The 11,842-nt window shown below is 72.0% G+C and carries 14 protein-coding genes; 7 read left to right on the top strand and 7 right to left on the bottom strand.

Annotated elements, in window-relative coordinates; genetic code table 11:
- The 5 genes from ABR571_RS01405 to ABR571_RS01385 all read left to right on the top strand — a co-directional run.
- The coding region (locus ABR571_RS01405; protein ID WP_409451395.1) for an aminotransferase class III-fold pyridoxal phosphate-dependent enzyme at positions 1-581 on the top strand (581 nt) is incomplete at its 5' end.
- Positions 578-1,717, top strand: coding sequence for an 8-amino-7-oxononanoate synthase (locus tag ABR571_RS01400; RefSeq protein WP_409451394.1), 1,140 nt, complete (start codon positions 578-580; stop codon positions 1,715-1,717). The genes ABR571_RS01405 and ABR571_RS01400, both read left to right, overlap by 4 nt.
- A 76-nt stretch (positions 1,718-1,793) precedes the next feature.
- The gene (gene bioD / locus ABR571_RS01395) at positions 1,794-2,501 is read left to right on the top strand and encodes a dethiobiotin synthase (protein WP_409451393.1); all 708 of its coding nucleotides are present in this window, start codon (positions 1,794-1,796) and stop codon (positions 2,499-2,501) included.
- Positions 2,498-3,508: a biotin synthase BioB gene (gene bioB, locus ABR571_RS01390; protein WP_409451396.1), complete on the top strand. Its 1,011-nt coding sequence runs from the start codon at positions 2,498-2,500 to the stop codon at positions 3,506-3,508. The genes bioD and bioB overlap by 4 nt, the downstream gene beginning before the upstream one ends.
- 5 nt (positions 3,509-3,513) lie before the next feature.
- The gene (locus ABR571_RS01385; protein WP_409451392.1) at positions 3,514-3,693 is read left to right on the top strand and encodes a hypothetical protein; all 180 of its coding nucleotides are present in this window, start codon (positions 3,514-3,516) and stop codon (positions 3,691-3,693) included.
- 3 nt (positions 3,694-3,696) lie between these two features.
- Here the strand turns inward: ABR571_RS01385 and ABR571_RS01380 are convergent, their stop codons facing one another.
- From ABR571_RS01380 to ABR571_RS01370, 3 genes are read right to left on the bottom strand one after another with little or no spacing between them, the layout of a single operon-like run.
- Complete coding sequence (locus tag ABR571_RS01380) at positions 3,697-4,389, bottom strand: SDR family NAD(P)-dependent oxidoreductase (RefSeq protein WP_409451391.1); 693 nt, start codon at positions 4,387-4,389, stop codon at positions 3,697-3,699.
- A gap of 24 nt (positions 4,390-4,413) precedes the next feature.
- Positions 4,414-4,965, bottom strand: coding sequence for a pyridoxamine 5'-phosphate oxidase family protein (locus tag ABR571_RS01375; RefSeq protein ID WP_409451390.1), 552 nt, complete (start codon positions 4,963-4,965; stop codon positions 4,414-4,416).
- A gap of 16 nt (positions 4,966-4,981) precedes the next feature.
- Entirely contained in the window at positions 4,982-6,379 is a 1,398-nt protein-coding gene (locus ABR571_RS01370; RefSeq protein ID WP_409451389.1) for a class II fumarate hydratase, read from the bottom strand.
- A gap of 175 nt (positions 6,380-6,554) precedes the next feature.
- Between ABR571_RS01370 and ABR571_RS01365 the strand changes: the two genes are divergently transcribed.
- The gene (locus tag ABR571_RS01365; RefSeq protein ID WP_409451388.1) at positions 6,555-7,577 is read left to right on the top strand and encodes a DUF1996 domain-containing protein; all 1,023 of its coding nucleotides are present in this window, start codon (positions 6,555-6,557) and stop codon (positions 7,575-7,577) included.
- Between the two features lie 19 nt (positions 7,578-7,596).
- Here ABR571_RS01365 and glpX read toward each other — a convergent pair whose 3' ends face one another.
- A complete protein-coding gene (glpX, locus tag ABR571_RS01360; RefSeq protein ID WP_409451387.1) occupies positions 7,597-8,655 on the bottom strand; it encodes a class II fructose-bisphosphatase in 1,059 nt (352 codons plus the stop codon).
- Positions 8,656-8,862: 207 nt separating this feature from the next.
- Between glpX and ABR571_RS01355 the strand changes: the two genes are divergently transcribed.
- A complete protein-coding gene (locus ABR571_RS01355; RefSeq protein WP_409451386.1) occupies positions 8,863-9,789 on the top strand; it encodes a DMT family transporter in 927 nt (308 codons plus the stop codon).
- A 13-nt stretch (positions 9,790-9,802) separates the two neighbouring features.
- Here the strand turns inward: ABR571_RS01355 and ABR571_RS01350 are convergent, their stop codons facing one another.
- The 3 genes from ABR571_RS01350 to ABR571_RS01340 form a co-directional block, all read right to left on the bottom strand.
- Complete coding sequence (locus ABR571_RS01350) at positions 9,803-10,009, bottom strand: exodeoxyribonuclease VII small subunit (protein WP_409451385.1); 207 nt, start codon at positions 10,007-10,009, stop codon at positions 9,803-9,805.
- On the bottom strand, positions 10,006-11,220 hold the full coding sequence (gene xseA / locus ABR571_RS01345) for an exodeoxyribonuclease VII large subunit (RefSeq protein ID WP_409451384.1): 1,215 nt from the start codon (positions 11,218-11,220) through the stop codon (positions 10,006-10,008). The genes ABR571_RS01350 and xseA overlap by 4 nt, the downstream gene beginning before the upstream one ends.
- A 3-nt stretch (positions 11,221-11,223) precedes the next feature.
- The coding region (locus ABR571_RS01340; protein ID WP_409451383.1) for a hypothetical protein at positions 11,224-11,842 on the bottom strand (619 nt) is incomplete at its 5' end.

Below are 11,842 nucleotides of genomic sequence, written 5' to 3'. Positions count from 1 at the left end.
CGGGCGCGGCCATGCTCATCGACGAGGTGGCCACCGGGATCGGCGCGACCGGGCGCTGGTTCGCCAGCGAGCACGCCGCGATCTCGCCCGACCTGTTGGTCGTGGGCAAGCGGGTGACCGGCGGCGTCCTGCCGCTGTCGGCGGTTCTCGCATCCGACTGGGTCTACGAACCGTTCCTCGGGGATGCCGCCAGCGGCCGGACGTTCTTCCACGGCCACACCTACACGGCGAACCCGCTGTGCTGCGCGGCGGCGCTGGCCAACCTGGCGCTGATGCACCAACGCGGCACGGTCGCCCGCGCGGCCGAGCTCGGCGAGCGGCTCGGCGCGGGCTTGGCGGCGGTCGAGGCCTACGACGGCGTTATCGAGGTGCGGCGCGTCGGGACCATGACCGGCATCGAGGTGCAGTCCGTCGGCGAGCGGACCGGCTTCGAGGTGTGCCGGGCCGCGCGCCGGAATGGAGTGCTGATCCGCCCGCTGGGCGACGTGGTCGTGCTGATGCCGGCGCTCGGGACCACCGACGACGAGCTGGACGAGCTCGTGGGCGTCACGGACGCGGCCATCCGGGAGGTACTCGGATGAGTGACGGGTTGGATCGGGTGCGGGCGGCGCTCGCCGGGCGCGAGGCGGCGGGCCTGCGCCGGATGCTGCGCCCGCGCCCGGCCCGTGCCGACGTCCTCGACCTGGCCGGCAACGACTACCTCGGACTGTCCGGTGACGCCCGGGTCGTGGCCGGCGCGGTTGCGGCCGTGCGCCAGTGGGGGAGCGGCTCGACCGGTTCCCGGCTGGTGACCGGCACGACCGAACTGCACGCGGAACTCGAGGCCGAACTCGCGGCGTTCTGCCGAGGGCCGGCCGCGCTCGTCTTCTCGTCGGGGTTCCTTGCGAACGTCGGAGCGCTCACCGCGCTCGGCGGCCCCGACGTCGCGGTGGTGTCCGACGCCGGCAATCACGCGTCGCTGATCGACGGCTGCCGGCTGTCCGGCTCGCCGGTGACGGTCGTGCCGCACGGTGATGTCGACAAGGTGGACACGGCGCTCGCCGCGGCCGACGTCCCGGACCGGCTGGTGGTGACCGATGCGGTCTTCTCGGTCGGCGGCGACCTCGCTCCGCTGGTGGAACTGCACGCGGTCGCGCGGGCGCACGGGGCGTTGCTGGTCGTCGACGAGGCGCACGCGCTGGGCGTGATCGGTCCGGACGGGCGTGGCGCGGTCGAGGCGGCCGGGCTGGCCGCCGAATCGGACATCGTGCGGACCGTCGTGCTGTCCAAGTCGCTCGGCGGCCAGGGCGGCGCGGTGGTCGCGGCCCCCGAGGTCATCGACCTGTTGCTCAACACGGCCCGGTCGTTCATCTTCGACACCGGACTTGCCCCGGCGTCGGCGGGCGCGGCGCTGGCCGCGCTGCGCGTGCTGGCAGCGGAGCCGGAGCGCGTATCCGCGGTGCGGACGAACGCCGCGGCGCTGGCCGACATCGTGCGCACCCTGGGGGTCGAGACGATCGTGCCGGATGCCGCTGTGGTGCCGGCGATCCTCGGCGATCCGCGGCGAGCCGTCGCGGCCGCCGCCGCCTGCCTCGAGGCGGGTGTGCGAGTGGGTTGCTTCCGGCCGCCATCGGTACCGGCCGGCCGGTCCTGCCTGCGGCTGACCTCGCGGGCGACGCTGACGGCAGGTGACCTCGACCGCGCCACGGAGGTGCTGACGGCGGTCCTGTCCCGATGACCTACCGCTTGTGGATCTTGTGCAGACACGCGGGAAATAGCCCGCGGGTCTGCACAAGATCGCCGGACGGGCACCGGTGAGCGTCCTCATCGTCAGCGGCACGGGCACCGACGTCGGCAAGACCGTCGCCACTGCGGCCCTCGCCGCCTGCGCCGAGGGCCGCGTCGCCGTCGTCAAGCCGGCCCAGACCGGCGTCGCCCCAGGCGCCGAAGCCGACCTCGCCGAGGTCACCCGGCTCAGCGGCGTCACCGACGTCCACGAGTACGCCCGCTACCCCGATCCGCTCTCACCGCATCACGCGGCGCAAGTCAGCGGACTTCCCGAACTCGAGTTCGCCGACACCGTCCGGCGCATCAACGACCTCGACGCCCTGTACGACACCGTGCTCGTCGAGGGCGCGGGCGGCCTGCTCGTCCCGTTCACCTCGTCGGACCGGTGGACGCTCGCCGATCTCGCCTCGTCGCTGCGCGCGCCGGTGCTGGTCGTCACGGCTGCCGGCCTCGGCACCCTCAACCACACCGCACTTACCGTCGGCCGACTTGCCGAGGACGGCATCGAGCTCGCCGGGATCGTTCTCGGCAGCTGGCCCGCCGAGCCCGACCTCGCCACCCGTTGCAACGTCGCCGACCTCGCCGCCATGGCTACGGACGGCCGGCTCGCGGGCGCACTGCCGGCCAGAATGTCGACGATGAGAGACTTTGCCACACGCGCCCGCGCGGCACTGTCGCCGCGCTTCGGCGGAACGTTCGACGCGAAGGCCTTCGCCGCCGCCGCGGCGTGGTGATCACCGTAGGGAGACCAGTGGACATTCTCGCGACCGCTCGCGCCCAGGTGCTCGACCAAGGCATCGGCTTGACCGAGGACCAGGCGCTGCAGTGCCTGCGGCTTCCGGACGAGCGGGTCGACGAGCTGCTCGACCTCGCGCACGAGGTGCGGACGAAGTGGTGCGGCGACGAGGTCGAGGTCGAGGGCATCGTCAGCCTCAAGACCGGCGGCTGTCCCGAGGACTGCCACTTCTGCTCGCAATCGGGCGTCTTCGACTCCCCGGTGCGCTCGGCCTGGCTGGACATCCCGTCACTCGTCCGTGCGGCCAAGGAGACGGCCAACACCGGCGCGACCGAGTTCTGCATCGTCGCGGCCGTCCGCGGACCGGACGGGCGGCTCATGGCCCAGGTGCGCGAGGGCGTCAAGGCCATCCAGGACGCGGTCGACATCAACGTCGCCTGCTCGCTCGGCATGCTCACCCAGGAACAGGTCGACGAGCTCGCCGCCATCGGCGTGCACCGCTACAACCACAACCTGGAATCGGCGCGCTCGTACTTCGGCAACGTCGTGACCACGCATTCCTTCGAGGAGCGGTGGGACACCTGCGAGATGATCCGCAAGGCGGGCATGGAGCTGTGCTGCGGCGGCATCCTCGGCATGGGCGAGACCGTCGAGCAGCGGGCGGAGTTCGCCGCCCAGCTCGCCGCCCTCGATCCCGACGAGGTGCCGCTCAACTTCCTGAACCCGCGCCCGGGCACCCCGTTCGGCGACCAGGAACCGATGTCGGCCATCGACGCGCTGCGGGCGGTCGCCACCTTCCGGCTCGTCATGCCCCGCACGATCCTCCGCTTCGCCGGCGGCCGCGAGATCACCCTCGGCGACCTGGCCGAGCGAGGCGTGCGTGGCGGCGTCAACGCCGTCATCGTCGGGAACTACCTGACCACGCTGGGGCGCCCGGCTGACGAGGACCTCGCGATGCTCGCCGATCTGAAGATGCCGATCAAGGCGCTCGCCCGGGACCTGTGAGCGGCGTGTACTGCGATCGCTGCGGGCAGCCGGCCGCCGACGGCGACCACTCCGCCTGTGCCCGGGCCCGCGCCCTCGAGCCACCGCGCTACTGCGCCCAGTGCCGTCGTCGGATGGTCGTGCAGGTCACCCCGATCGGCTGGACCGCCCGCTGCGTCGAACACGGCGAGCTCGCGTCCGCCTGAGAGTTACTTGTTGGGGCTCGGCACGAGCCAGCGGGCGGTCAGCCCGGCGACGCGCTCGTACTGGCTGCCGAAGATCCGCTGCGCCGCATCGGCCAGCCGCGCGTCCGGGCCGACCAGCAGCCGGGCCCGGTTCAACCGCACGCCGCGCAGGATCGCCCGGGCCGCCCCGTCGGGTGTCGTGACCGTGATGCGCCGGAAGTAGCGCTCGAGCCGCGCGCGGTCTTCGCCGGGTGCGGCGTCGGCGTGCTCGACGAAAGGGGTGCGGACGCCGCTCGACACGTTCACCACGTGGCCGTCGCCTGACTCGATGAGGTGGGGCAGGAACTCCTTCGTGCCGTGGACGACGCCCCAGAAGTTGACGTCCATGACCCGGCGGATGTCGTCGTAGTCCACGTCGGTGATCGGGCCGATGTGGCCGATCCCGGCATTGTTGTAGATCTGGTTGACGACCCCGAACTCCGACTGCACGTCCTTGGCGAACGTCTGGACGCAGGCCCGGTCGGCGACGTCGACCGCCGCCTCGTACACCCGGGCGCCGGGGGCGCGGGCGGCCGAGGCGGTGTTCGCCAGCCCGGCCTCGTCGACGTCGCAGAGGGCCAGTGACGCGCCGGCCGCGGCGAGCCGGGCCGCGAGTGCCGCCCCGATACCGGAGCCGGCGCCGGTCACCACCGCCACCTTGCCTTCGAACGAACTCATGCCGAGTCGGTACCCAGCCGGGGATCAGGGCAAGCCGGGCAGCCGGTCGATACTCGTGGCGTTCCTCGTCACACCGTAGAGGTCGAAGTACTCCGGTTCGCGCCGTTCCTGCGCGCGGTCGAGCACGTCCCGGTCGCCGACGAACTCCATCAGCGGCACCGCGAACCCGCATGAGTCGGCGACGCGCTCGACGTCCACCACGACGATCGAGCGCAGCCCGCGGTCGCGGTCCTTGCCGAATCGCGGGCGCAGGGCGGCGAACTCGGCATCGCCGGGATGCAGCGCGCGTCCGCGCCCGTGCAGCCGGACGATCTTCGGTGCCCCGCTGAACGCACAGCACATGATCACGATGCGGCCGTTCTCCCGCAGGTGGGCCACCGTCTCGATGCCGCTGCCGAAGTAGTCCAGGTAGGCGACCTGCAGCGGCCCGAGCACCGCGAGGGTCCCGTCGATACCCTTGGGCGACACGTTGACGTGACCGTCGCCGGTCAGCGGCGCCGTCGCGACGAAGAACACCGGCTGGGCGAGCAGCCAGTCGCGCAGCTTGTCGTCGATCGAGTCGTAGATCGTCGCCATGCGCGCGCTCCTTCGGTTACTCGGCCGGGCGGGTCATCGACAGGACGTCCAGCACCTCGTCGAGCTTCTCCTCGCTGATCGCGCCGGGCACGTGTCCGCGCTCGAGCACGACCTCGCGGATCGTCTTGCGCTCGGCCAGTGCCTGCTTGGCGATCTTGCCGGCCTCGTCGTAGCCGACGTAGTGGTTCAGCGGTGTGACGATGGACGGCGAGGACTCGGCGTACTCCTTGCAGCGCTCGACGTTGGCCTCGATGCCGGCGACGCACCGGTCGGCGAAAACGCGGGACACGTTGCCGATGAGCCGGATCGACTCGAGCACGTTGCGGGCGATCACCGGCAGCATGACGTTGAGTTCGAAGTTGCCGGCCGCGCCGCCGAAGGCCACGGCCGCGTCATTGCCGATGACCTGCGCGACGACCTGGCAGACCGCCTCGCACAGGACCGGGTTCACCTTGCCGGGCATGATCGACGAGCCGGGCTGCAGGTCAGGCAGGTAGATCTCGGTGAGCCCGGTGCGTGGGCCCGAGCCCATCCAGCGGATGTCGTTGCTGACCTTGTTCAGGCTCACGGCGATCGTGCGCAGTGCGCCCGACAACTCGACCAGGCCGTCCCGGGCGCCCTGCGCCTCGAAGTGGTTGCGCGCCTCGGTCAGCGGCAGCCCGGTCTCGGCCACGATCAGGGCGATCACGTCAGCGGCGAACCCGGCCGGCGCGTTGATGCCGGTACCCACGGCAGTGCCGCCCAGTGGCAGCTCGGCCACGCGGGGGAGGACGGCGTCCAGTCGCTCGATGCCGTAGCGCACCTGCGCGGCGTAGCCGGCGAACTCCTGGCCCAGCGTCACCGGGGTGGCGTCCATCAGATGGGTACGGCCGGACTTGACCACGGTCGCGAACTCGTCGGCCTTCGCCTCGAGCGCGGTGGCCAAGTGGTCCAGCGCCGGGCGCAGGTCGTTGACGACCGCCTTGGTGGCCGCGACGTGGATGGCCGACGGGAACTGATCGTTGGACGACAGCGGGTCGTTGACGTCGTCATTGGGGTGGACGGTCGTCCCCAGCCGGTCGGCGGCCAGCGAGGCGAGCACCTCGTTGGTGTTCATGTTGGACGACGTGCCCGAGCCCGTCTGGAACACGTCGATCGGGAACTCGGCGTCCCAATCGCCGCGGGCGACCTCGGCGGCGGCGGCGGCGATCGCATCGGCCTTCGTCTGGTCGAGCACGCCGCGTTGGGCCCGGACCCGGGCGCCGGCCCCCTTGATCAGCGCCAGTCCTGCGATGAGTTCCCGCTCGATCGGCTGGCCGGAGATCGGGAAGTTCTCGACCGCCCGCTGCGTCTGCGCCAGCCACTTCGCGGCGGCGGGTACGCGCACCTCGCCCATCGAATCCTTCTCGACGCGGTACTCCTGCGCTTGCGACACGGCGGTTCTCTCCTCGAGGTCCGGGTGGGTACGGCCTCGAGCCTAGTTACGGCGCGAGGGTGCGCGGCCCGGGCGTAAGTGATGTCACCCCGAACATTCTCCGAACACAACCATCACCTGCGCCGCACGTGCACGGAGCACTGTCAGAGACACCGTCCCAGGGAAGGTGAATCGAGTGTCCGAGCAGCAGGCCCCCGACCGTCCGCGCCGATCGTGGCGCATCCCGGCGCTGATCGTCACCGTCGGCACGCTGCTGGCCGTCTGGGTCGTCACCGTCGCGATCCTCGACCGGTCGGGCAATGCGGCGACGTCGGGCGCCGGCGCGCTGCCACCGGCCTCGTCGAGCACCACGGCGCCGCCGGTGTCCACGAGCGGGTTCCCGTCCGGTGCCGGCGAGCCGGGCATCTTCACCGACCGGTGCGGCTACAGCCACGAGGCGGCCGACGACCCGATCCTCGCACCCAACGCGGCCGGGCAGGCGATGCACCACGACTTCTTCGGCAACGTCACCACCACCGCGACGTCCACGGCGGCGTCGCTGGTGGGCAAGAAGACGACGTGCACCACGACCGCGGACGCCTCGGCCTACTGGACGCCGGTGATGTACCAAGGCGGACGGGAACTGACCCCGGGCACCGCGCTCATCTACTGGCGCCGGCCCGCGCACGACACCCAGGCCGTCCAGACCTTCCCGGCCGGCCTGCAGCTCATCGCCGGCGACGAGACCGCGACCGCGCCGCAGCCGATCGGCGTCGTCGCGTGGTCGTGCACCGGAGCGCAGCCGCAACGCCGGACCAGCAGCCCGCACGACTGCCCCGGCGCGCAGCTGCGTGTGACGGTGTCCTTCCCCTCGTGTTGGGACGGGCACACGCTGAGCGGGCGTGGACAGACGAACGTGGTCTACCGGCAGGCGGCCGGCTGCCCGGGCTCACATCCGGTACAGATCCCGCAGGTCGTGTTCCACGTCATCTGGCCGACGTCGAGCGCGGCCGGGCTGACGCTCAGCATGACCCCGACCATGCAGGGCTCCACCAACACCATGCACGTCGATCTGATCAACGGGTGGACGCAGAACGTCCTCGACCGCGATGTCGCCGCCTGCGATGCGACATCGACCCGATGCGGCCCGGTGACCGGCCCGGACGCCGTGCCGCAGGGGCCGGCGAAGCACGCGCCGATGCGCCGCCGGCACAAGTGAGCGGCGAGCGGAGAACTCGCTAGTTGCGGTCGAAGTCGACGGCCGAATACGCGCGCAGCTTGCCGAGCTGGTGCAGCGAGTCGATCAGCCGGATCGTCCCGGACTTGGAGCGCATGACGATCGACTCGGTCTGCACGGAGTCGGCGTAGTAGCGCACGCCCCGCAGCAGGTCGCCGTCAGTGACGCCGGTTGCGCAGAAGAAGATGTCGTCGCCTTGGACGAGGTCCTCGGTCGTCAGCACGCGGTCGAGGTCGTGACCGGCGGCGATCGCCTTCTCGCGCTCGGCCTCGTCCTGCGGCCACAACCGGGCCTGCATCACGCCGCCCATGCAGCGCAGCGCCGCCGCGGCGATGATGCCTTCGGGCGTGCCGCCGATGCCCATCAACAGATCGACGCCGGTGCCGGGACGGGCGGCGGAGATCGCACCGGCCACGTCGCCGTCACTGATGAAGCGGATCCGCGCGCCGGCCTCGCGGACCTCGTGCACGAGCGTCTCGTGCCGGGGCCGGTCGAGGATGCAGACGGTGACGTCCTCGGGATGCCCGCGCTTGGCCTTGGCCACTCGGGCGATGTTCTCGGTGGTCGACGCGGTGATGTCGATGGCGTCGGCACAGTCCGCGCCGGCAGCGATCTTCTCCATGTAGAAGACCGCGGACGGGTCGAACATCGACCCGCGCTCGGACACCGCGATGACCGACACCGCGTTCGGCATCCCCTTCGCCATCAACGTGGTGCCGTCGACCGGGTCGACGGCGACGTCACAGAGCGGCCCCGTGCCGTCACCGACCTCTTCGCCGTTGTAGAGCATCGGCGCTTCGTCCTTCTCACCTTCGCCGATGACGACCGTTCCGCGCATCGACACGGTGCCGATGAGCGCCCGCATGGCATCGACCGCGGCGCCGTCGCCGCCGTTCTTGTTCCCCCGACCGACCCAGCGTCCGGCCGACATGGCGGCGGCCTCGGTGACCCGGACCAGTTCGAGGGCCAGGTTGCGGTCAGGTGCCTGCCGCGGCACGGCGAGCGCGGGTGGAACGGCGTAGGAGCCTGAGTGCGTGGTGTCAGGGGGTCCGTCGGACATGGCGTTCATCTTCGCAGACGCACGTTTCGCCCGGGGGTCGGACAAAGGCGCGTGCGCCGGCATCTACAGTCGAGCCATGACACGGCACCTCGTCATCACTCCGCCGCGCGCCTGAGCGCGCGCGCCGGGACCGGAGAAGCACCGAGCTGATCCGGCGATCGCGGGCGCGCACCGCGACCATCCCGGATCGAGCTCAGGAGTGTTCTCGTGTCGATCTCCACCCACCTTCGCGCTCGCGCCGGCCTGCTGGCCGTCAGCGGCGGCGCCCTGCTCTGGGGCACCACCGGCGTGGCCGTGCGCATCATCAACGAGCGGACGGGTCTGCCGGCCGTCTCGATCGGCTGGTACCGCGTCGCCATCGCGGCCGTGGTCGTGGCCTGCCTCTTCCGGGGGCCGGGCCTGCGCTCGGCGGCCGCTGCGTTCCGTCGACACCCGGTGTCCCTGACCGTCGCCGGGGCCGGGTTCGGCGCCTACCAGGCGCTGTACTTCATCGGCGTGCAGGACGTCGGCGTGAGCATCTCGACGCTGGTGAGCCTGGGGGTCGCGCCCATCGCGCTCACCGCCGGGGCCGCACTGGCCCGCCGCCGGCTGCCGCCGGTCAGCGGTCTGGCCGTGCTCGGTTGCGCGATCGGCGGGCTCGCGCTCGTCTCTCTGCGGCCCGGTTCGGGCGTCGGCGCGCCGCACCCGGTGATCGGTGTGCTGGCCTCGATCGGCTCCGGACTCGGCTACGCCGGCATCACCGCGCTGAGCCGTCGCATGTCGCACCTGGACCCGCTGCTGCTGACCGGCGTCACCAGCGCAGTCGCGACGGTTGTCCTCCTGCCGTTCGCGCTCGCCGCCGGGATGGCGGTGCCGTCGGACGCCATCGCCAACGGCTGGCTCATCTACATCGGCGTGGTGCCCACCGTCGGCGCCTACTGGCTGTTCTACCGCGGCCTGCGCTCGACGGTGTCCGAGGTCGCCGGCGTGCTGACCCTGCTCGAGCCGTTGATGGCCGCGGTGCTGGCGGCGATCGTCTTGCACGAGTCGCTCTCGCGGTGGGCGCTCGTCGGCGGGCTGCTCATGCTGATCGCGGTCGGGTCGCTGTACCTGCGCCGGCCGGCGCCTGAGGTGGGTGAGGTACCGCCGCCCTGACCGGCGCGATTCACTACTCGGCGGCGTCGTGCTCGGCGATCGCCTTGTCGAGGCGCTCGCTGGCCCCGTCCAGCCAGCGCTGGCAGACGTCGGCGAGCACCTCGCCGCGCTCCCACAGGGCGAGTGAGTCCTCGAGGGACTGGCCGCCGGACTCGAGCTGGGCCACGATCTCGCGCAGTTCCGCCCGCGCCGCCTCGTAGCTGGGATCTGCCTCGCTCACCCGGATGACCCTACTGAGTCGTCGACGGCAGTTGCGGCGAACTCCCCGCCGGCAACCCGCACGCGCAGCGGTCCGGTGGCGTCGTCCGGCGTGCGGACCACTGTGCCGTCGGTGCGCCGGACGACGGCGTAGCCGCGCTCGAGGGTGGCCTGGGGCGAGAGCGAGCGAACCCGCGCCCGCGCGTGCTCGAGGTCGACCCGGCCGGCCTCGAGCAGGGTGCCCATGCGGTGGCGGCTGCGGGCGCGCAGTGCGGCGTTGTCGGCCGCTTCGCGAACGAGTCGGCCGTGCACCGATCGTCGCAGTCGTTCGGGCAGGCCCGCCATCAGCTCGCGTTCGCGCGCCACCCGCGTGCGGATGCAGCGGCGGGCCCGGCCGCGCAGCTCGGCGACGGCGCGGGTCTCTTCGGCGAGATCGGGGACGATGCGCTTGCCGGCGTCGGTCGGAGTGGACGCGGCGACATCGGCGACGAAGTCGAGCAGCGGTCGATCGGTCTCGTGCCCGATCGCGCTGACTACCGGGGTGAAGGCGGCCGACACGGCGCGCACGAGGGTCTCGTTGCTGAACGGGAGCAGGTCCTCGACACTGCCGCCGCCGCGGGCGATGACGATGACGTCGACATCGGGATCGCGGTCCAGGCGTTGCAGCGCCTCGACGACCTCCGTCACCGCGCCGGCGCCTTGCATCGCGACGTTCTCCAGCCGGAAGCGGGCGCCGGGCAGGCGGCGGCGCGCGTTCTCGACGACATCGCGCTCGGCGGCGCCGGCCCGTCCGGTGATCAAGCCGATGGTGCTGGGCAGGAACGGCAGCGGCCGCTTGCGGTCGGCGGCGAACAGCCCTTCGGCGGCCAGCAAGCGGCGCAGGGCCTCGAGCCGGGCCAGCAGCTCACCCAGGCCGACCTGGCGGATCTCGGTGGCGCGCAGGCTGAGGGTGCCGCGCTCGAGGTAGAAGTCCGGCCGCGCCCGCAGCACGACCCGCGAACCCTCGCTCACCGTGTCGGGCAGCACGCCGCGGGCGCAGGTGACGGTGATCGAGATGTTGGCGTCCGGGTCGCGCAGGGTCAGGAACTGGGTGGGGACGCCGGGCCGGCGGGTCAGCTGGGCGATCTGCCCGTCCACCCAGATCTCGCCCAGCCGGGCGATCCACTCGCCGATCCGGATCGCCACGGTGCGTACCGGCACGGGCGACTCGGCGGAGGTCTCCAGCCGAGCCACGGGCTACTCGTCGCCGACCGTGTCGAAGCGCGACAGGCTGCCGTGGCGGGGCCGATTGAGCGTCTTGCCCTTGGCCGCGGTCTGCCTGACGACAGCCTTCTTGGCCGGCGTCTGCTTGGCGACCGCCTTCGTCGCCGCTCGGGCGACCGCCTCCTTGGCCGGTGACTTCGCGGCCGGTGCCTTCTTCGCACCAGTCTTGGTTGCGGCTTCCTTCTTCGCGGACAGGCGGGTCACCGACGCCGGGAGGTCCGGGTCCCCGTTGACGTCTCCAGCGACGTCCCCGTCCTGCGCCGCCGTTCCCAACAACTCGTCGAGCAGCTGGCTGGCCGCCCGGGCCCGCGCCGGGTCGGTATCAGCGAGGGTGGCCGCCCGCACCTCGTCGGCAGAGACCGGTTCGTCGAAGGTCGCCCACGGCGGCGGCTCGGCGCCGGGCGTTCGGCGGTTGATGACGTCGTCCCCGCGCGCGGCCAGTCGGGCGTAGCGTTGCTGGGCTCGCAGCGACATCTGCAGGGCGCTGCTCACCGCGAGCATCGGCAACTCGATCGCCCGATCGGGCAGATGCTTCGCCTCGTCCGCCGCACTGGCCAGCAGACCGACGACGGCACGCACAGGACCGGGTAGC

Origin of the sequence: Jatrophihabitans sp. (assembly GCF_046262535.1) — a bacterium.
Classification (GTDB): Bacteria; Actinomycetota; Actinomycetes; order Mycobacteriales; family Jatrophihabitantaceae; genus Jatrophihabitans.
Note: the sequence above shows the minus strand (reverse complement) of the source record. Positions and strands in the feature narration are given on the sequence as shown.

Bases quoted from the DNA above. Each gene is read 5' to 3' on its own strand.
- ABR571_RS01400 (WP_409451394.1), top strand. From the start codon at position 578: ATGAGTGACGGGTTGGATCGGGTGCGGGCGGCGCTCGCCGGGCGCGAG.
- glpX (WP_409451387.1), bottom strand. From the start codon at position 8,655: ATGTCCGACGGACCCCCTGACACCACGCACTCAGGCTCCTACGCCGTT.
- ABR571_RS01375 (WP_409451390.1), bottom strand. From the start codon at position 4,965: ATGGCGACGATCTACGACTCGATCGACGACAAGCTGCGCGACTGGCTG.
- ABR571_RS01380 (WP_409451391.1), bottom strand. From the start codon at position 4,389: ATGAGTTCGTTCGAAGGCAAGGTGGCGGTGGTGACCGGCGCCGGCTCC.